The sequence below is a fragment of the Amycolatopsis deserti genome (genome assembly GCF_014653945.1).
Taxonomy (GTDB): Bacteria; Actinomycetota; Actinomycetes; order Mycobacteriales; family Pseudonocardiaceae; genus Amycolatopsis_E; species Amycolatopsis_E deserti.
Map to the genome: position 1 here is coordinate 444,299 of NZ_BNAU01000001.1, position 20,274 is coordinate 464,572.

Sequence of the window (20,274 nt, forward strand, 5' to 3'; positions counted from 1 at the left end):
CCCGGCCGGCGCGCGGTAGCGCGCGACCGACCCGCGGTTCGCGGCGGCGCTGGACACCAGCGGGACGCCGGGCGCGCGGATGGTTTCGATGCGGGCCGCCGTCGGCGGTCAGTGTGCGGCCGTCACCGGTTGCGGCGCGCGGCGGACGAACAGCGCGGTCACCAGGGCGAGCACCCCGACCACACCGGCCACCACGAACGCCGTGCGCAGGCCGCCGGCGTCGGGGGTGCCGGACGGGTCGGCGCTGCCGAGCGTGGCGACGCTGACGAACACCGCGGTGCCGAACGCGCCCGCGACCTGCTGCAGCGTCGCCAGGATCGCGCTGCCGTGCGAGTACAGGTGGTCCGGCAGCACGCCGAGCGCCTCGGTCATCAGCGGGGTCATCATGAACCCCAGGCCCGCCATCAGCAGCACGTGGATGACGATCACCGCGGCCAGCGGCGATCCCGGGCCGAGCAGGGCGAACAGCCACATCGACACCGCCAGCGCCAGCGCGCCGGGGATCACCAGCGGCCGCGCGCCGAACCGGTCGAACAGCGCTCCGACCGGGCGGCCGAGCAGGCCGAGCGTCAGACCGCCGGGCAGCACCGCCAGCCCGCTGACGAACGTGCTCGTGTGCAGCACGGTCTGCAGGTACAGCGGCAGCATGATCGAGGCGACCCCGAGCAGGCACACGAACAGCAGCGCGGCCAGCACCAGCGCCACCACGAAGCTGCGGTGGGTGAACGGCCGCAGGTCCAGCAGCGCCCGGTCCGCGCGCTGCAGCCGGGTCTGCCGCCAGGTGAACACCGCGAGCAGTGCGAGCCCGCCGGCGATCGTGGCCCACGGCGGCACCGGGGCGTGCCCGCCGCCCTCGCCGATGCCGGCCAGGCCGTAGAGCACGCCGCCGAACCCGAGCGCGGACAGCAGCACCGACGGCACGTCCAGCGGCACCTTGCGGGTGGCGCCCTCGAGGCGGAACCAGCCCGCGCCGACCGCGAGGGCGGCCAGCGCGAGCGGCAGCACGATCCAGAACATCCAGCGCCAGCCCAGCGACGCCAGCACCGCGCCGCCGATGGTCGGCCCGACGGCCGGGGCCACGGCGATCACGATGGTGATCGTGCCCATGGTCGCGCCGCGCTTGTGCGGCGGCACCAGGCGCATCACCGAGGTCATCAGCAGCGGCAGCATCACGGCGGTGCCGCACGCCTGGACCACGCGCCCGGCCAGCAGCATGCCGAAGCCCGGCGCCAGGCCGCTGATCGCGGTGCCCAGGCTGAACAGGGTCAGCGACGCGACGAACACCCGGCGCGGGGTGAACCGTTCGAGGAGGAACCCGGTGGTCGGGATGACCACCGCCATGGTCAGCAGGAACCCGCTGGTCAGCCACTGCACCGTGGTGGTCGAGACGGCCAGGTCGGCGGTGAGGTCGCGCAGCGCGACGCTGAGGATCGTCTCGTTCAGGATCATCACGAACGCGGAGACGACCAGCACGCCGATGAGCAGCCCGGACCGCGGCGGCGCCTCGGCGGCGGCGTCGGTCGGAGTGGTCGCGGGGGCGGCCATGCATGCACCTCACAGGAAATCAGTGGTCGGGATCGCGGCGCCGGCGCCGCCGGAACGGCCGCACCCCATCCCCCAGCAGGGCGGGCGAACACAGCCGAACCACTTATACGGTGCGAACGTGCCAGGCGTCCACCGAATTCCGCGGCGCTCGGCGAGGGCCGCGGCCGGGCGCCCTGGGCCGTCGCCACCGTGCCGCGAGATTGGACCCGCCGGCGAACTGTACGGCGAGGCCGACCACGCCGAGCGCCCCCTGCCCGACGGCCTGCACCCCGACGCGGCCACCCACCGGCGCATGGGGGAGCGGTTCGCCGAGCTCGCCTTCACCGGTCCGTTCGCGGCGCGCTAACCGGCCTCGGCTACGGGGTCCGCACCGTCTTCCAGCTGCTGTCGGAGGCGAACCCGGTCGGGAAGTTGTCCTCGGTGGAGCTGCTGTCGAACAGGCAGAACTGCACCCATGCGGGACCGTCCACCAGCGGCGCCTTGCCCGCCACCCGCTTCAGGACGAACCGGGTGGTGTGCCAGTGGCCGTCGCAGTCCACGGTCAGGCCGGCGGGGTCCTGCGCGTAGTGGTAGTTCGTGTCGTACCAGGAGGTGGCCCGCTGGCTGCTGCCCTCGCCCTCCAGGTCCGCGCCGCCCTGCTTGACCGAAACCCACAGGTGCGTGCCTTCCTCCCCGCCGTAGCAACGGTATTTGGCGAGGACGGCCGCCGAATCGGCGTCGGCTCCGGTGACGATCACGTTCTGGCCCACCCAGGCCACCTCCGGCGCCGGCAGCGGGTCGGCGGACGCGGCGGCGGCGGGGACCGCGGCGAAGCCGGCGGCGAGCAGTGCCGCCGCGGCGGCCTTGGCAGTGCGCATGGTGTGACCCTCTCGGTCGATCGGTGTCCACGTCGGACTCCGCGTAGGTCGCGTCCGGCGCCGCGCCCGTTAACGCCACCGCGATGTTTGTTGTCCACGCGGTGCCGCCGTCACCGCAGGATGTTCACCGCCCGGGCGACGACCAGCACCACGAGCACGAGGGACACCACCGACTGGGCCAGCATCGTGAGCTTCGCCCACGGCTTCAGCGGCATGACGTCGGTCGGGCTGAACGCGGTCGCGTTGGTGAAGGCGAGGTACAGGTAGTCCAGGTACCCCGGTTCCCACTCGGGCGGGGCGAGCCCGGGACTGGTCATCTGGGGGAACAGCAGGTCCGGGTACTGCCGGGTGCCCGCCGCCCGCGCGGCCGGGCCGCCGCGGTCGAACTCCCAGTACCACAGGGAGAACACCACGACGTTGGTCAGGTAGATGCCCGCGCCGGCGGCCAGCAGCGGGCCCGCCTGGTCCCCGATCGAACCGTCGAGGATGTGGCCGACGAGGAGGACGGCCGATCCGGCGTTGCCCGCGCTCACGACGAACACCAGGCTCAGCGCGACCTTGCGGGCGTGCCGGTGGTCGCCGGCCGCCCGGCCCGGGCCCAGGAGCACCAGTGCCACCAGCAGCAGCGCCGACAGCCCGGGCAGCACCCAGTGCGGCTGGAGCACCAGGCGATCGGGCAGGAGCAGCTGCAACCCGATCACCACCGCCACGGTCAAAGCCGCGGGCCACCGGTGGGCGCCCGCGGTGGGCCGCCGCCAGGCCGGGAGTTCGCCGGTGTCGTGAAACGCCATGCACGGATCATCCTCCCTGCCGCCCGCGGCGGGATGACCTACGATCGGTCCACTCCCGACCGGGAACGGGGAGCGAGGAGGCGCGCGATGCTCACCGTGCACCGCGCCGAGAGCGCCGGCACCCTCGTCGGTGCTCTCGCCGAGCTCCTGCGCGCGCCCCCGGACGACCCGTTCGCCCCGGAAGTCGTCGCGGTGCCCGCGAAAGGGGTCGAGCGGTGGCTCGCGCAACGGTTGTCGGCCACGCTCGGGATCGCCGCCAACATCGACTTCCCCCACCCGGACCGCCTGGTCGCCGGCGCGCTGGCGGCGGGCGGCACCACGCGGCCCGAGGACGATCCGTGGGCCCCCGGCCGTCTGCTGTGGACCGTGCTGGAGGTGATCGACGACTGCCTCGCCGAGCCGTGGTGCGCGCTGCTGGCGCACCACCTGGGCGCCGCCGACGAGCCCGGCTCGCACCGCCGGGGCCGCCGCTACAGCACGGCCGAAGCAGTGACCCGCCTGTTCCGCGCCTACGGCGAGAACCGCCCGGCCATGCTCACCGACTGGGCGGCCGGTGTCGCCTCGGACGGCGCCGGCGGCACCGTGGACGAGGACCTGGCCTGGCAGGTCGAGTTGTGGCGGCGGGTGCGGGCGCGGGCGGGGGTGCCGAGCCCGGCCGAACAGCTGGCGGACGCCTGCCGGCGGCTGTCCGCCGAACCCGGCCTGGTGGACCTGCCGCGGCGGGTGTCGCTGTTCGGGCCGACCCGGCTGCCCCACGCCCACCTCGAGGTGCTCGGCGCGCTCGCCGACCATCGCGACGTCCACCTGTGGCTCACCCATCCGAGCCCGGCGATGTGGGAGACGCTCGCCGGTCACCCGGCGCCGGTGCGGCGCGCGCAGGACGACAGCGCCGCCGGCCTGCGCAACCCGCTGCTGGCCGGGCTGTCCCGGGACGTGCGCGAGCTGCAGCACCGCCTGCGGGGACGCGGCGCGGACGTGCACCACCCGGGTCGGGAGCCGGGCACCGGCACCCTGGCCGCGGTGCGCGCGGACATCGCCGCGGACCGCCCGCCCGGAGCCGCCGGTCTCGTCCGGCACGACGGCACCATCGCGATCCACGCCTGCCACGGTGCGGCCCGCCAGGTGGAGGTGCTCCGGGAAGCCCTGCTCGGGCTGCTCGCCGCCGACGACACACTGCAACCCCGCGACATCATCGTGATGTGCCCGGACGTGGACGCCTTCGCGCCGCTGATCACGGCCGCGTTCGGGCAGCCCGGGTCCGCCCGGCACCCCGGGCACCGGCTGCGGGTGCGGCTGGCCGACCGGGGACCGGCCCGCACCAACCCGGTGCTGGACATCGTCTCGACGCTCCTGCGGCTGGCGGACGGGCGGGTCACGGCCGGCGAGGTACTCGACCTGGCGGCGAGCGAGCCGGTCGCCCGCCGGTTCGGGTTCACCGCCGACGCCGTGGAGACGTTGCGGACCTGGACCGTCACCGCCGGAGCCCGGTGGGGCCTGGGTGAGCGGCAGCGCGCCGCCCACGGCCTGGCCGGCGTCCGGCAGAACACCTTCGCCACGGCCCTGGACCGGCTGCTGCTGGGGGTCGCCGCGGACGAGAGCGAGCACGAGTGGCTGGGGCTCGCGCTGCCGCTGGACGACGTCGACTCCAGCGACGTGGACCTGGCGGGGCGGTTCGCCGAGCTCGCCGACCGGCTGGCCGCGACACTGGCCCGGCTCGCCGGGGAGCAGCCGGCCGTGGACTGGACGGCGGCGCTGGAGTCGGCGCTCGACCTGCTCACCGCCGTGCCACCGGAGCTGTCCTGGCAGCGCGTGCAGGCCTCGCGGGAGCTGGCCGCGGCCAACGAGCACGCGGGTGCGACGCGGCTGCGCCTGGCCGACGTGCGGTCGATGCTGGCCCGGCGGCTGGACCCGCGCCCCACCCGGTCGAACTTCCGCACCGGGGACCTGACGGTGTGCACGCTGGTGCCGATGCGGTCGGTGCCGCACCGGGTGGTCGCCCTGATCGGCCTGGACGACGACCTGTTCCCGCGCGACGCGGGCGCCGACGGCGACGACGTCCTGGCCCGCGACCCGTGCGCGGGCGAGCGCGACCCGCGCAGCGAAGACCGCCAGCTGCTGCTGGACGCCGTCCTGGCGGCCACCGACCACCTGCTCATCTGCTACACCGGCGCGGATCCGGTCACCGGCGCCGTCCGGCCGCCCGCGGCGCCGCTGGCGGAGCTGATCGACGTGGTCCGGGCGACCGTGACCGATCCGGGCGCGGTGGTGACCCGGCAGCCGCTGCAGCCCTTCGACGCGGCGAACTTCGCCCCGCCCGCGCCGGCCAGCTTCGACTCCGACGCGTTCGCCGCGGCGCGCGCGGCCCGGCGGCCCTCGCCACCGCCGCCGTTCCTGCCCGCCCCGCTGGCGCCGGTGCGCACGGACATCGCCCTGGACGACCTGGTCGCGTTCCTCGCCAACCCGGCCCGCGCGTTCCTGCGGCAACGCCTCGGCATCACGCTGCCCGGCCCGGCCGGGGAGATCGGCGACGCCCTGCCGCTGGCCGTCGACGGGCTGGTCCGCTGGGAGATCGGCACCCGCATGCTGGCGGCCGCGCTGGCCGGCGCCGCGCTGCCCGACCTGTGCCAGGCGGAGCTGCGCCGCGGCACCCTGCCCGCCGGACGGCTGGGCACCACCGCGGTGGACGCCATCGCGCGCAGCGTGGACGTGGTCCGCAACGCCGCGGCGCCACACCTGGACGTGGCCGCGACGAGCGTCGACGTCACGGTGGCCCTCCCCGGGCACCGGCGGATCACCGGCACCGTCGCGGGCGTGCGCGGAACGGTTCTGCTGAACGCCTCCTACTCCGCGTTGTCGCCCAGGCAGCGCGTCGCCGCCTGGGCCCGGCTGCTCGCGGTCGCCGCCGCGACCGGTGACCCCGGTTGGCGCGCCGTCACGATCGGCCCGGTCAAGGCCGAGGCGCCGGCGGCGCGCCGCTCCACCCTCGCGGTGCCGTCCGGTGCCGGCGAGATCCTCGTCCAGCTGGCCGACCTGCACGACCGGGGGATGGCCGAACCCCTGCCGCTCGCGCCCGCGGCAGCCGAGCGGTACGCCGCCCGGCGCCTGGCCGGGATGGACGCCGAGGAGGCCCGGCTCGACGCGGCACGGGCCTGGACCGGCGGGACGGTCCCGGGCGAGAACGCCGACGAGGCGGTTCGGTTCGTCCACGGCACCGGGGTTGCGTTCGAGCGGGTGTGGGACACCGCGCCCCGCTCCGGCGAGCAGTGGCCGGCGGAGACGTCGCGGTTCGGCGTGCTCGCGCGGCGGGTCTGGGACCCGTTGCTCGGGGCTGAGGAGGTGGGGCCGGCATGAGCCCCGGGGAACGGTTCGACCCGGCCGGTGCCGAGCCGGCGGGCACCACTGTCATCGAAGCCAGTGCCGGCACGGGCAAGACCTACGCGATCAGCGGGCTGGCCACGCGGTACATCGCCGAGGGCGTGGCCGAGCTGCCGCAGCTGATGGTGGTCACCTTCGGCCGCGCCGCCACCCAGGAACTGCGTGAACGCGTCCGCGCCCGCCTGGTGGCCACCGCCGCGGCACTGGCCGATCCGCCGCGGGCCCGCGACGGCGACGACGAACTCGTGGCCTGGCTGGCCCGGGGCGACGACGACGCCGTGCGGACGCGGCGGCGCCGGTTGTCGCGCGCGCTGTCGGATTTCGACTCCGCCACCATCGCCACCACCCACAGCTTCTGCCAGCGCATGCTCGACAGCCTCGGGATCGCCGGTGAGCGGGAGCCGGACGCGGTGCTCGTCGAGCAGGTCGACGACCTCGCCGAGGAGGTGATCAGCGACCTCTACCTCGCCCGGTACCGCGACGCCGGACAGCCGCCGCTGTCGCCGGCGCAGGCGCGGGCGGCGGCCTGGGCGGCGATTCGGGACGGGCAGGCCGCGCTCGCGCCGGCCGGCGCCGATCCCGCCACGCCGGCCGGCCAGCGGGTCGACTTCGCCGCGGCCGCGCGGGAGGAGGTGCGGCTGCGCAAGCGGCGACTCGGCATCCGGGACTTCGACGACCTGCTGGTGCTGTTGCGGGACGCCCTCGCGCACCCCGTGCACGGCCCGGCCGCCCGGCGCCGGGTCCGCGACCGGTACCGGGTCGTGCTCGTGGACGAGTTCCAGGACACCGATCCGGTGCAGTGGGAGATCCTGCGCCTGGCGTTCCACGGCAGCATCCCCCTCGTCCTGGTCGGCGACCCGAAACAGGCGATCTACGCCTTCCGGGGCGCCGAGGTGCTCGCCTACCTCGACGCCGTCCGCGTGGCCGGCCACCGGCTCGAACTGGACGTGAACTGGCGCAGCGACCCCGGCCTGCTGACGGCGCTGGAGCGGGTGTACGCGGGTGCGGCGCTCGGCCACCCGGAGATCGTGGCCCACCCGGTCGCGCCCGCCCACACGGGGGAGCGCCTGCCCGGGGTGGCGCCACTGCGGTTGCGCTACCTCGGCCGCTCCGGCTGCGGACCGCTGAACACCAGCGGCTTCCCGGCGGTGGCGGCCGTGCGCCGGCGGGTGGCCGCCGACCTGGCCGACGACGTCGCCGGCCTTCTCGAGAGCCGGCCCCAGCTGGGCGTGGACGGCCTGCGGCGCCCGCTGGAACCCGGCGACATCGCCGTCCTGGTGCGCAACCGAACCCAGGTCGCCCTGGTCCGCGACGCGCTGCAGGACGCCGGGATCCCGTGCGTGCTGACCGGAGGCACGAGCGTCTTCGCCACCCCGGCGGCGGAGGCCTGGCTGCGGCTGCTGCAGGGGCTGGAGCACCCGCACCGGCCCGCCGCGGTCCGGCTGGCCGCGCTCACCCCGCTGATCGGGACGACGGCCACCGAGCTGGACGCCGGCGGTGACGACCTGGTGTCCGAGCTCGCCGCGCTGCTGCGGGACCTGGCGGGCACCTTCACGCGGGCGGGAGTCGCGGCGATGACCGAGCGGCTCGCCGGGCGGACCCGGCTCGACGAGCGCGTCCTCGGCGTGGACGGCGGGGCGCGGCTGCTCACCGACCTGCGGCACCTGGCGCAGCTGCTGAACCGCGCCGCGACCGCGCAGTCACTCGGGCTGACCGCGCTGGTCCGCTGGCTGGCGGCGCGCATGTCCGCCGAGGACCAGCTGGTCACCTCGGCCGACCGCAGCCGGATGCTCGACCGGGACACCGCGGCGGTGCACATCGTGACGATCCACGCGTCCAAGGGCCTGGAGTACCCGGTGGTGTACCTGCCCTTCGGGTGGGACGGCGGCAAACCCCCGGACGTGGCGTCGCTGCTGCTGCACGAGGACGGCCGGCGCGTCCGCGACGTCGGCGGAGCGGACGGGCCGGGGTACGCCGCCCGCCGGGCCCGGCACCAGCAGGAGGAGTCGGGGGAGGACCTGCGGCTGCTCTACGTCGCCCTGACCCGCGCGATGTGCCGGGTCGTGGCCTGGTGGGCGCCGACCCTCAACACCCGGGCCGCGCCGCTGCACCGCCTGCTGTTCGGCCGCGCGGCCGGGCGGGCCGGCCCCGCCGCCACCGCCCCGATCCCCGCCGACGCGGACCTTCAGGCGAGGTTCGCGGACTGGGCCGGTCGCGCGGGCGGCACCATCGCGGTCGAGCCCGTCCCCGCCACGCCACCCGCGGGGCGACGGTGGCGGCCACCCGCCGAAGCGGAGCCAGAGCTGGCCGTCGCCACGTTCACGCGGGAACTGGACCTCAGCTGGCGCCGGGCTTCTTACAGCGCGCTCACCGCCGCCGCGCACGCGACCCCGGCCGCCGGGAGCGAAACCGACGAGAAGGTCACCGTCGACGAGCCGGACACCCCGCCGGCGACGTTCACCGAGCCGCCCACCGGGATCGTGGCGGCATCGCTGATGAACGACCTGCCGTCCGGGCCGGAGTTCGGGACGCTGGTGCACACCGTCCTGGAGAACGTCGACACCTCCGCGGACGACCTCGCGAGCGAGGTGCGGCGGCGCTGCGCCGAAGCCACCACGCGCCGCGCGTCCACTGTGGACGCCGACACGCTGGCGACCGCCCTCACGGCGGTGTTGCGCACCCCGGTGGACGGCGCGGCGCTCGCCGGCGTCGCCCCCGGCGACCGGCTCACCGAGCTCGACTTCGAGTTCCCCGTGGCGGACGGGGTGAGCGTGTCCGGGATGGCGGAGCTGATCCGCCGCCACCTGCCGGCCGGCGATCCGCTCGCCGGCTACCCCGACGTGCTCGCCACCCTGAGCCCGCCCCCGCTGAGCGGGTTCCTCACCGGCAGCATCGACGCCGTCCTCCGCCGTCCGGGGCCGGAGTTCGCCGTCGTCGACTACAAGACGAACAAGCTCTTCCCCGGTCCGGTCGACGTCGCCTGGTACACCCAGGAGGCGATGGCGCGGGAGATGCTGCGCGCCCACTACCCGTTGCAGGCCCTGCTGTACCTGGTCGCGTTGCACCGCTACCTGCGCTGGCGGCTGCCCGGCTACGACCCGGCGCGGCACCTCGCCGGCGCCCGGTACCTGTTCGTGCGCGCCATGATCGGCCCGGACACCCCGCCCGGCCGCGGCGTGTTCGCGTGGCGCCCGCCCGCCGCGCTCGTGACCGAGCTGTCCGCCCTGCTGGGGGGATCATGACCGCGCCGCTGACCACCCTGCGCGCGACCGGGGCGCTGCGCGCCTTCGAAGCGGCGGGGGTGCTCGCCCCGGCGGACGTCCACGTCGCCAGCCGGCTCGGCAGGCTCGGTGGCGAGACCAGCGAACCGGTGCTGCTCGCGACGGCGCTCACCGTCCGGGCTCTGCGCCTGGGCTCGGTGTGCGTCGAGCTCGGCCGCCTGCCCGACCTGGCCGCCGACGCCGGCGACCTGCCGTGGCCGGACCCGTCGCGCCTGACGGAGGCGGTGCGGCGCAGCCCGCTGATGACCGGTGGCGCCGCCGGGCCCCTGACCCCGCTGACCCTGGTGGACACGCCGGGCGGGCCGTTGCTGTTCCTCACCCGCTACCACCGCCAGGAGGAGATCGTCCGGACGGCGCTGGCCGACCGGGAACGCGATCGTCCCGCCGTCGACCTCGGGGCCGCCGCGGCCGCGCTGGCCGCCCTGTTCCCCGGCCCCGCCCCGGACCGGCAGCGCGTGGCCGCCGCGCTGGCCGCGACCGAGTGGACCACGATCGTCGCCGGCGGGCCCGGCACCGGCAAGACCCACACCGCCGCCCGGATCCTCGCCCTGCTGTTCGCGTTGCACGGGCCCGCGCTCCGCGTCGCGCTGGCCGCCCCGACCGGCAAGGCCGCCGCCCGGTTGCAGGAATCGATCGGCGCGCAGGCGGAAGAGCTCGGGCTGCCGGCCGGTCTGGTGGCCACCACGCTGCACCGGCTGCTCGGGCCGCGGCGCGACAGCCGCGGCCGCTTCACCCACCACGCCCACAACCGGCTGCCCCACGACGTCATCGTGCTCGACGAGACCTCGATGGTGTCGCTGACGATGATGGCGCGCCTGGCCGAGGCCGTGCGCCCGGCGACCCGGCTGATCCTCCTGGGCGACCCCGACCAGCTCGCGTCCGTGGACGCCGGGGCGGTCCTGGCCGACCTCGTCGCCCGCCCACCGGCCCGGCCGCCCGGCCCGGCCCTCGCGCGGCTCGTGCCCGGCGACCTCGGCGCGGAGGGTTTCCCGGACGCCGAACGCGACCAGCTGGGCAACGCGGTGATCCGGCTGCGTCACGGCCACCGCTTCGGTGCCGGCATCGCCGCCCTCGCCGACGCGGTCCGGCGCGGAGCCGCGGACGAGGCGATGGCCGTCCTCACCTCCGGCGACGAGACCGTGGACTTGCGTCCGCCGGACGACCTCGCCGGCGTGCGGGACGACGTCGTCACGACCGGCCTCGCGCTCCTCGACGCGGCCGAACGCGGCGACCTCACCGCCGCTCTCGCCGCGCTCGGCACCCACCGGCTGCTGTGCGCGCACCGCGAAGGGCCGTCCGGGGTGGGGCACTGGTCTCGCCGGTCACTCGCGTGGCTCAGCCGGGCGAGCGGCCGTGTTCTCGACCCGGACCGCCGGTACCCGGGCCTGCCGTTGCTGGTGACCGAGAACGACGACGACGCCGGTCTCAGCAACGGCGACACCGGTGTCGTCGTCCGGCGCGACGGCGGACTCGTGGCGGCCTTCGACCGTGGCGCGGGACCGCTGCTGGTGCACCCGGCCCGGCTCAGCTCGGTCCACCCCGCCTACGCCATGACGATCCACCGCAGCCAGGGCAGCCAGTACGACAGCGTGACCGTCGTCCTCCCCGACGAGACCTCGGCCATCCTCACCCGGCAGCTGCTCTACACCGCGATCACCCGGGCGCGCCGCCGCGTGCGGATCGTCGGCCGTGAGTCAGCTGTCCGCGCCGCGCTCGGCCGCCCGGCCCTGCGTGCCTCCGGCATCGGCCGGACGCCGTAGCGGGCCGTCCTCGGTACCGAGACAGGACCGCAGCGCGTCCAGGTAGGCGACCGTGTTCGGGGCGTTGATCAGGCCCGGCTGCATCCGGTTCATGACGTAGGCGAAGGTCAGCCGCCGGTCGAGGTCGTTGAGCACCACCGACCCGCCGAACCCGCTCCACCAGCAGGTCCGGCCCTCCACCGCGTAGCCGAGCCCGAACCGGACGGGCGCACCCAGCACCCGGTCCACCCCGTCGGCCTGCACGTCGAAGATCCGCTCCACAGTGGACGCCGACAGGTACCGCCTGCCCTCGATCACGCCGCCGTGCGAGACCACCGACTGCAGCCGCGCCACCGAACGCGCGTTGCCCTGCCCGTTCAACCCGCCCAGCTCGGCCGCGAGGAACGGCCGGGTGGTCGTCACCGCGGGCGCGATCAGCGGATTGGTCAGCGTGCGCACCGCGATCGGGTCGAGCGCCGCGTAGTCCACACCGGACGATGGCGGCGGAACCAGCGTGGCGACCCGGGAATCGACGTCCGGCGGCGCGCCCAGCCAGTAGTCCGCCCCGAGTGGCTCGGCGAACTCGGTGCGCAGCACGGTGCCCAGCGAACGCCCGGTCACCCGCCGGACGAGCTCGCCGAGCAGGTGCCCGTGGCTGACCGCCTGGTACCCGGAACCCTCGCCGGGCGGGAACCACGGCTCCTGCGCCGCCAGCAGCGCGGCCGCCCGTTCCACGTCACAGATGTCCTCGAGAGTGACCGGTGCGTCCCACCCGCACACGCCCGACGTGTGGCCCAGGACGTGCCGCACCAGCACGCCCTCCTTGCCCGCGGCGCCGAACTCCGGCCAGTACCGCGCCACCGGCGCGTCCGGGTCCAGCAGCCCCGAATCGACGAGGGCGAGCGCCACCAGCGCCGCCATGGTCTTGGTCAGCGAGTACGTGGTGACCAGCGTGTCCCGCGTCCACGGCACGCCGGGGGAGGCGAAACCACCCCACAGGTCCACGGCCACCACACCGTCGGAGATGACGCAGACCGAGGCGCCCGCCTCGTCGCCGTCGCGCAGCCGCTTCGCCAGCAGGTCGCCGAGCGCGGCGAACCGCGCGTCGCAGTGGCCGTTCACCGGACGGCCGCCGCCCGCTTCCGGCCCGCCTCGATCTCCCGGTGCAGGTCCCGGACGTAGCGGGCGAAGTCGAGCTGGATGGTGTGCCGCGGCGCGGAGTAGTACTGCCCCAGGTGCTTCGCCTCGTCGCGCGCGATGATCGCCTCCATCTCCGCGACGCTGGGCAGCTCGTACTCCCCGGTGAGGTGCCGGGCGATCAGCTTGCTCTGCTGCTCGGCCAGGTTCACGATCGTCGGCGACGCCTGCGCCAGGCCCGCGAAGTACAGGTTGCCGATGCCGGGCTTGACGATCCGCTTGAACAGCGGCAGCCGGTGCTGGGCGTCCGGCAGCAGCTCCGGGTCGTCGAAGAACGGGAACGCCATCCGGTACCCGGTCGCGCACACGATCACGTCCGCCTCGATGCGCGTGCCGTCCACGCACACCACGGCGTCGCCGTCCAGCCGCTCGATCGCGGGCACGCAGGTCAGATCGCCCGAGCCGGCCTTGGCGAGGAAGTCCACGCTCACCGACGGGTGCGCCGACAGCGGCTCGTGATCCGGTTTGGGCAGACCGTAGTCCTCCATGTTGCCCAGCGTCTTCTTGATGGCGCGCCGGGACAGGGCCAGGCCGAGCTTCTTCGGCATCCACGGCGGCATCATCATCTTGTCCGCCGGTTTCCCGCCGCGGTACTTGGACAGCACCCACACCCCGCGCCGCGCGGACACCCAGACGTGCCGGGCGATCGAGCGGTGCGACAGCTCGGAGGCGATGTCCAGCGCCGAGTTCCCCATGCCCACCACCACGATCCGCTTGTCCCGCATGTCGACCGGGTCGAACGGGCTGCGGTAGGCGTGGCTGTGCAGGACCGGCCCGTCGAAACTGCCGGGGTAGTCCGGCAGGTAGGGGTTCCAGTGGTGGCCGTTGGCGACCACGAGCGCGTCGTAGTCGCGGGTCTGTCCGGTGGACAGGGTGACCCGCCAGGTGCCGTCGGCCTGCCGGGCCGCGTGCTCCACCGCGGTGCCGAAGGTGATCGTGTCGCGCAGCCCGAAGTGGTCGACGTAGTCGCGGAAGTACTGGTGGATCAGCGAATGGTGCGGGAAGTGCGGCCAGTCCGCGCCGGCCGGGAAGTCCTCGAACTGCAGGCGCGTGGTCGAGGTGTCGATGTGCAGCGACTGGTAGCAGGCCGAGCGCCCGTTGGGGTTGCCGAAGTACCAGTTGCCGCCGACGTCGTCGGATATTTCGAAGCAGTCGTAGGGGATGTCGTGGTCGCGCAGCCGCTTCGCGGTGGTGAAGCCGGAGCAGCCGGCGCCGATGATGCAGACGGTCGGGAGTGAACTCAACGCGTACCTCCTGTGCCGGCCACGATGCCGCCAGCCCACTGTGACACGTTCGCTGACGGTGTGTCCAGTGAGTAGGCTGACCGTCATGACCCTGCGGGAGCGGCAGAAGCAGCAAACCCGGCGCGACCTGCTGGAGCACGCGAAGGCGTTGTTCGTCGAGCGCGGGTACGCGGCGGTGACGATCGACGACATCGTCTCCGCGGTGGGCTGCAGCCGCGCGACGTTCTACCTGCACTTCACCGGCAAGCCCGAGGTGCTGCAGAAGATTGGCGCGGAGACGATGGCGCAGCGGGCGGTGGCGGTGTACGCCGAGCTGGACGAGGTGCTCGACTCCGGCTCGCGCGCCGAGTTCACCCGCTGGATGCGGCGCGCGGTGGCGTGGTTCGAGGAGAACCAGGCGATCCTGCCGGCGTGGGACGAGGCGGTGGCGCTCGAACCGGAGTTCCGGGCGATCGCCAAGCGCGCGGTCGACGAGCTGCCCGCCGCGATGCCCCGTTACCTGCAGCGCTGGGGGCCACAGCGGCGGGCCGAGGCGCACCTGCGGATCGAGCTGCTGGTCAGCCAGCTGGAGCGGTTCTTCACCCGGTGGGCGGTGCAGGGCACCATCACCTCCACGGCCGACGAGGCCGCCGAGGTGCTCAGCGACATCTGGTTCCCGGCCCTGCGGCCACCCCGCTGAGACGATCGCCGTCTCAGTCGGATGCCAATCGGATATTGGACATCTTGGTGCCGGGGTGCGATGGTCGAAGACATCTCTGCCCAGCCGTGAAAGGACGACGGATGTCCGTGGATGTCGTGATCTGCGAGCCGCTGCGCACGCCGATCGGCCGGTTCGGGGGAGCGCTGGCCGGCCAGACCCCCGCCGCGCTCGCCGCGCACGTGCTGTCCGCCGTGGTGGAGCGCACCGGCGTGGATCCCGAGCGCGTCGACGAGGTCATCCTCGGGCACGCCTACCCGACCTCGGAGGCGCCCGCGATCGGGCGCGTGGCCGCCCTCGACGCCGGGCTGCCGGACACGGTCACCGGCATCCAGATCGACCGCCGCTGCGGTTCGGGCCTGCAAGCCGTGCTCGACGCCGCGATGCAGATCCGCGCCGGGTTCAGCGACGTGGTGCTCGCCGGTGGCGCCGAGGTGATGAGCGCCGCGCCGTACTACACGCACGAGGGCCGCTGGGGCATCAAGGGCGCCGGGCTGCAGCTGCACGACTCGCTGGCGCGCGGCCGGGCCACCGCGGGCGGGGTGCACCACCCGATCCCGGGCGGGATGATCGAGACCGCGGAGAACCTGCGCCGCGAGCACGGGATCTCCCGCGAGGACCAGGACGCGCTGGCGCTGCGCTCGCAGCAGCGGGCGGCCCGGGCGATCGAGGGCGGGCTGTTCAAGGAGGAGATCGTCCCGGTCACGGTGCGCTCCCGCAAGGGTGAGACGGTGGTCGACGCCGACGAGCACCCGCGCCCGGACACCACGGCCGAGGGCCTGGCGAAGCTGAAGCCGGTCATGATCCGCACCGACCCGGAGGCGACGGTCACCGCGGGCAACGCGAGCGGCCAGAACGACGCGGCGGCGGCGTGCCTGGTGACCAGCCGGGAGACCGCGGACAAGCTCGGGCTGCGCCCGCTGGTGCGGCTGGTGTCGTTCGCGCGCGCCGGGGTGCCCGCGGAGACGATGGGCATCGGGCCGGTGCCCGCGACGCGGGCCGCGCTGGCCAAGGCGGGGCTGTCGCTGGGGGAGATGGACCTGATCGAGCTGAACGAGGCGTTCGCCGCCCAGGTGCTGGCCTGCACCCGCACGCTCGGCCTGAGCGACACCGACGAGCGGCTCAACGTCAACGGCTCCGGCGTGTCGCTGGGCCACCCGGTCGGCGCGACCGGCGCCCGGATCCTGACGACGCTCGCGCGGGAACTCACCCGCCGTGAGGCGCGCTACGGCCTGGAGACGATGTGCATCGGCGGCGGCCAAGGCCTGGCGGCGGTCTTCGAGCGGGTCGCCTGACGCCGCGGGCGCGCCGGTCACCAGCGGCGGCCCCGGCGCTGCTCCCCAGGTGATAGACCGCGCGCTGCTCGCGCACGGCCACGCCTCCTTCGCCGAGCCGGTGAGGATCACCGGCCTGTCCCGGGGACGACGCACGTCACGCTTCGGTGTCGGGGGCAACCGGATCGTGCCGTGGAGCGAGTTAGCGGCATGGTCGCCGTGAGGGTTTTCGTCGCGCTGCTCGGCTTGCTCCTGCTGGGCGGGTGCGCCGCGCAGCAAGCGCCCGTGCAACCGGCGCCCCCGCCGCCCAGCGCCGCGGCACCGGTGGAGCCGGAAGCGTTGGATATCCCGCGGATCGGCGCGCGGTCCACGCTCGTTCCGCTGGGGCTGAACGCCGACGGCACCATCGAGGTGCCGCCGGTGACCCAGCCGATGCAGGCGGGCTGGTACCGCAACGGGCCCACGCCGGGCGAGGTGGGACCGGCGGTGATCCTCGGGCACGTCGATGGTGGCGGGCAGAAGGGGATCTTCCACCGGCTCAGGGAACTCGCGCCCGGCGACGAGGTGTCGGTGTCGCGAAAGGACGGTTCGGTCCTGCGGTTCGTGGTGACCCGCGTCGAGCAGATCGACAAGGACTCCTTCCCCACCGAGGCGGTCTACGGCGACACCTCAGGGCCCGAGCTCCGCCTGATCACCTGCGGCGGCAGCTTCGACCGGGCCGCGCACAGCTACCGGGACAACATCATCGTCTTCGCCGTGCTCCGGTGAAGACCGATTCTGGGAGGAAAACATCATGCAGCACAAGAGAATTCTCGCCGGCGCCGGGTTGCTGGCCGTCGCGGCCGGGATGCTGAACGTGCCCGCGGCCAACGCGACCGCGCCGCCACCGAAGCTGAGCGTGTCCCCGTCCTCGGTGGCGGTGGGCGAGGTGCTGCAGTTCACCGCGACCTGCGCGGGTTACGCCAGCACCGTGACCTCGCCCGGGCTGACCGCGCCCGTCACGATGACCCGCACGGTCGACGGCTACCTCGGCTGGGGTGACGCCGCCGCCAAGCCCGGCAGCCACACGGCCACGTTCACCTGCTCCGGCAGCGCCGGCCCGGCCGGCAACGGCACGGCGACCGTCACGTTCACCATCACCGGCCCCACCCCCACCACGACGACGAAACCCCGGCCGGACACGTCCACGCGCCCGCCGGCCCCCACGAAGGCCCCGTCGAAGACCACGCCGAAGGCCCCGTCGAAGGCCCCGCAGGTCAAGGTGCTGCCGAAGGGCGCCCCGGAAACCGGCGACGGCACCTACGCGGGGTAAGGCGCCCGGCCCGGACCAGGGGTGCTGCCGGGCAGGCCGCCCGAGGGGCGGCTTGCCCGCGCAGCGTTCGGGAGCCACCGGCGCGGCGCTCACCGTGCGCCCCAGCGCCGTCGGCGAGCTGCCCCGGTCAGTCCGGCACATCCCGGTCCGCCACGTGCACGGCACGCCCGTCCTGGTACACGGCGAGGATCCGTTTGCCCAGGTCCCGCACGTCGAGCGGATCGCCGTCGACGATCACCAGGTCCGCGCGCTTGCCCGGGGCGATCGAGCCGAGCGTGGACTCCAGCCCCATCAGCTCGGCGGCGGACAGTGTCGCGGCGTGCAGGGCCTCGCCCGGGGACAGGCCGTGCTCGACGAGCAGCTCCAGCTCCAGCAGGTTCTCGCCGTGCGGGTACAGCGGCGCGTCGGTGCCCATCGCGATCCGCACCCCCGCCTCGACGGCGCGCCGCACGCTGTCGCCGGAGCGTTGCCGGATCTTCTCGGCGATGTGCTCCGGGTAGGGCACACCCGCCTCGAGGGCCTGCCGCAGCCCGACGCCCGCGCTGAGCGTCGGCACCAGCCAGGTGCCGCGCGCGGCCATCAGCTCCAGTGTCTCGTCGTCCAGGAAGTGCCCGTGCTCGATCGAGCGGACCCCGTTGCGCACGGCCGCTTTCGCGCCCTCGCCGTGCGCGTGCGCCATGACGTGCAGGCCCGCCGCCGACGCCTCGGTCACCATCATGGCGATCTCGTCGTCGCGGAAGTGCGGGATCCGCGGCCCGGCGCCGCTGGAGACCACCCCGCCGCTGGTGGCGACCTTGATGACGTCCGCGCCGGCGCGCACCAGTTCGCGGATCTTGCGCCGGATCTCCTCCGGGCCGTCCACGATGACCGGTGGGCGGCCCGGGTGCGGCGGCAGCAGGTCCACCACGCACGTCGAGGGCCACCACGGGTCGCCGTGCCCGCCGGTCTGGCTCAGCATGTTCAGCGAGATCTGCATGCGCGGCCCGGGGATCAGGCCGCGTTCCTGCGCGACCCGCATCCCGAGGTCGGCGCCGGCCGCGTCGCGGACCGTGGTCACCCCGGCCGCGAGCGTCCTGGCCATGTTCCGCGCGCCCTCGTAGAACTGCAGCGAGAACGGCTCCTGCGCGGCGGCGAACAGGTCCGCGCCGGTCATGGTGAGGTGGACGTGGCAGTCGATCAGCCCGGGCAGCACGCCGCGGCCGTCGCAGTCGACCTCCTCGTCGCCGTCGAGGCCGGTTCCGACGTCGGTGATCCAGCCGTTCTCGACCGCCACGTCGGCCGGACCGGCGGTTCGGGAGGCGGCGTCGAACACCGTGCCGCCGCGGAACACCGTGCGGGTCATCGCTGCCCCTCGCGTGCCAGTTCCACTGTGGACAGTCCGCGTTCGGACTGCCGCCGGATGAGCGGCGCGAGCGCGAACAGCACCAGGGCGAGGACCACCGCGCCCATCCCGAGCAGACCGAAGTACGCGGCCGCCGACCCGGCGTCGTAGAACTTCACCAGCTGCGCCCCGATGCCCTGCCCGGCGGCGTTCGACGACAACCACAGGCCCATCGTCTGGGTGGCGAACGCGGCGGGCGCCAGCCGGGTCGTGGCGGACAAGCCGATGGGGGACAGGCACATCTCGCCGATCGTGACCACGGCGAGGCTGCCGATCAGCCACAGCGGATTGGTCTGGCCGGGATTCGTCGCGGGCAGCACGAGCATCAGGTAGGACAACCCGGCGATCGCCAGGCCAGCCGCGAACTTGTGCGCCGTGCCGGGGGAGCGGGCGGACCGGTCGAGCCGCAGCCACATCAGCGCGAACAGCGGCGTGAGGACGATCAGCACGAGCGACCCGACGGACTGGAACCACGACGCCGGGATGGTGAACCCGAACGCGCCCAGGTCGGTGCTCTCGTCGGCGTACTGCGCGATCACCGTGGCGCCTTGTTCCTGGATGCACCAGAACGCGACCGCGGCGACGAACATCGGGATGTAGCCGCGCACGCGTGCCCGCTCCGCCGCGGTCGTGCGCTTGCTGCGCAGCATGACCGTGAAGTAGCCGACCGGCAGCGCGATCGCGAGCAGGCTGATCAGGTCGACGACTCCGCCCGGGCCGAGCGCGCCGGTGCCGGTCGTCGCGGCGAGCACGGCGACGACCACCGCGACCCCGGCCACCACCGCGACCACGCGCGAGCGGGGCACCTCGCTCAGCCGCAACGGGTTCTTCGGCGCACTGCTCAGCGGGCTGAGGTGGCGCTGGCTGCGCACGTAGACGACGAGGCCGAGCGCCATGCCGATGGCCGCCAGGCCGAACCCGAGGTGGTAGTCGTACCGTTCGCCGACGGTGCCCACGACCAGCGGCGCGGCGACCGCGCCGACGCTGATCCCCATGTAGTAGATGCTGAACCCGGAGTCGCGCCGCGGATCGTCGCGGGCGTAGAGGTCGCCCACCGACGAGGAGATCGTCGGCTTCAGCAGCCCGGTGCCGCCCGCGATGAAGATCATCGAGGCGAACAGCGCGCCGGCCCCGCCGGGGATCGCGAGGCAGACGTGGCCGCACATGATCAGGACACCGCCGGTGAGCGTCGCCCGCCGGTCTCCGAGCAGCCGGTCGCTGATCCAGCCGCCCAGGATCGCCGCCATGTACGTCGCCGAGCCGTAGACCGCGATCAGCGACTTCGCGCTGCCCGGGTCGATGCCGAGACCGCCGTCCAGTATCCGGTCGGTCATGTAGTACAGCAGCAGCGCGCGCATGCCGTAGTAGGAGAACCGTTCCCACGCCTCGGCGAAGAACAGCCCCACCAGCCCGCGCGGCTGGCCGAAGAACACCCGATCCGTACTCCCCACGCCAACCTCCGAGCCGATCTGTCAGTGGGCGCAGACGTTACATCGGTGTGAGCCGGTGATCAATGCATGATTCGACTGTCTTCCCTGGTTTATGTCGTCGTCGCGACTTTCGCTGGGCGATTTGCGTGAA

14 protein-coding genes and 1 pseudogene are annotated in these 20,274 nt (G+C 74.3%); 8 read left to right on the forward strand and 7 right to left on the reverse strand.

Annotated features, from left to right (window positions below; genetic code table 11):
* Window positions 1–108 precede the first annotated feature (108 nt).
* The gene (locus IE290_RS02180; RefSeq protein WP_191242788.1) at window positions 109–1,545 is read right to left on the reverse strand and encodes a DHA2 family efflux MFS transporter permease subunit; all 1,437 of its coding nucleotides are present in this window, start codon (window positions 1,543–1,545) and stop codon (window positions 109–111) included.
* A 214-nt stretch (window positions 1,546–1,759) separates the two neighbouring features.
* On the opposite strand from IE290_RS02180, the pseudogene IE290_RS02185 reads away from it, so the two are divergent.
* A pseudogene (locus IE290_RS02185) lies at window positions 1,760–1,891 on the forward strand (lipase); the annotation flags it as partial.
* Between the two features lie 10 nt (window positions 1,892–1,901).
* Here IE290_RS02185 and IE290_RS02190 read toward each other — a convergent pair.
* Together IE290_RS02190 and IE290_RS02195 are read right to left on the reverse strand one after the other, a co-directional pair.
* Window positions 1,902–2,402, reverse strand: a complete 501-nt coding sequence (locus tag IE290_RS02190) for a hypothetical protein (RefSeq protein ID WP_191242789.1) — start codon at window positions 2,400–2,402, stop codon at window positions 1,902–1,904.
* A gap of 110 nt (window positions 2,403–2,512) precedes the next feature.
* On the reverse strand, window positions 2,513–3,193 hold the full coding sequence (locus IE290_RS02195) for a hypothetical protein (protein WP_191242790.1): 681 nt from the start codon (window positions 3,191–3,193) through the stop codon (window positions 2,513–2,515).
* 87 nt (window positions 3,194–3,280) lie between these two features.
* On the opposite strand from IE290_RS02195, the gene recC reads away from it, so the two are divergent.
* From recC to recD, 3 genes are read left to right on the forward strand one after another with little or no spacing between them, the layout of a single operon-like run.
* Entirely contained in the window at window positions 3,281–6,544 is a 3,264-nt protein-coding gene (gene recC, locus IE290_RS02200) for an exodeoxyribonuclease V subunit gamma (RefSeq protein ID WP_191242791.1), read from the forward strand.
* Complete coding sequence (locus IE290_RS02205; RefSeq protein WP_191242792.1) at window positions 6,541–9,810, forward strand: UvrD-helicase domain-containing protein; 3,270 nt, start codon at window positions 6,541–6,543, stop codon at window positions 9,808–9,810. Before recC ends, IE290_RS02205 begins: the two co-directional genes overlap by 4 nt.
* Complete coding sequence (recD, locus tag IE290_RS02210) at window positions 9,807–11,609, forward strand: exodeoxyribonuclease V subunit alpha (RefSeq protein WP_191242793.1); 1,803 nt, start codon at window positions 9,807–9,809, stop codon at window positions 11,607–11,609. The genes IE290_RS02205 and recD overlap by 4 nt, the downstream gene beginning before the upstream one ends.
* Here the strand turns inward: recD and IE290_RS02215 are convergent.
* Window positions 11,544–12,710, reverse strand: coding sequence for a serine hydrolase domain-containing protein (locus IE290_RS02215; RefSeq protein ID WP_229874056.1), 1,167 nt, complete (start codon window positions 12,708–12,710; stop codon window positions 11,544–11,546). The two genes, recD and IE290_RS02215, sit on opposite strands and share 66 nt — an antisense overlap.
* Entirely contained in the window at window positions 12,707–14,029 is a 1,323-nt protein-coding gene (locus IE290_RS02220) for a flavin-containing monooxygenase (RefSeq protein ID WP_191242794.1), read from the reverse strand. The genes IE290_RS02215 and IE290_RS02220 overlap by 4 nt, the downstream gene beginning before the upstream one ends.
* Window positions 14,030–14,114: 85 nt before the next feature.
* Here IE290_RS02220 and IE290_RS02225 point away from each other — a divergent pair, with 85 nt between their 5' ends.
* The 4 genes from IE290_RS02225 (at window position 14,115) to IE290_RS02240 (ending at window position 17,312) form a co-directional block, all read left to right on the forward strand.
* Entirely contained in the window at window positions 14,115–14,708 is a 594-nt protein-coding gene (locus tag IE290_RS02225; RefSeq protein ID WP_191242795.1) for a TetR/AcrR family transcriptional regulator, read from the forward strand.
* A 101-nt stretch (window positions 14,709–14,809) separates the two neighbouring features.
* Complete coding sequence (locus tag IE290_RS02230; RefSeq protein ID WP_191242796.1) at window positions 14,810–16,021, forward strand: acetyl-CoA C-acetyltransferase; 1,212 nt, start codon at window positions 14,810–14,812, stop codon at window positions 16,019–16,021.
* 189 nt (window positions 16,022–16,210) lie between these two features.
* Window positions 16,211–16,768 carry a class F sortase gene (locus IE290_RS02235; protein WP_191242797.1) on the forward strand — a complete coding sequence of 186 codons (558 nt, stop codon included), beginning with the start codon at window positions 16,211–16,213 and terminating at the stop codon, window positions 16,766–16,768.
* Window positions 16,769–16,793: 25 nt separating this feature from the next.
* Window positions 16,794–17,312: a hypothetical protein gene (locus IE290_RS02240; RefSeq protein ID WP_191242798.1), complete on the forward strand. Its 519-nt coding sequence runs from the start codon at window positions 16,794–16,796 to the stop codon at window positions 17,310–17,312.
* A gap of 127 nt (window positions 17,313–17,439) precedes the next feature.
* Here IE290_RS02240 and IE290_RS02245 read toward each other — a convergent pair whose 3' ends face one another.
* Together IE290_RS02245 and IE290_RS02250 are read right to left on the reverse strand one after the other, a co-directional pair.
* Complete coding sequence (locus IE290_RS02245) at window positions 17,440–18,654, reverse strand: metal-dependent hydrolase family protein (protein ID WP_191242799.1); 1,215 nt, start codon at window positions 18,652–18,654, stop codon at window positions 17,440–17,442.
* Window positions 18,651–20,144, reverse strand: coding sequence for a peptide MFS transporter (locus IE290_RS02250; RefSeq protein ID WP_444541885.1), 1,494 nt, complete (start codon window positions 20,142–20,144; stop codon window positions 18,651–18,653). Before IE290_RS02250 ends, IE290_RS02245 begins: the two co-directional genes overlap by 4 nt.
* Window positions 20,145–20,274 lie beyond the last annotated feature (130 nt).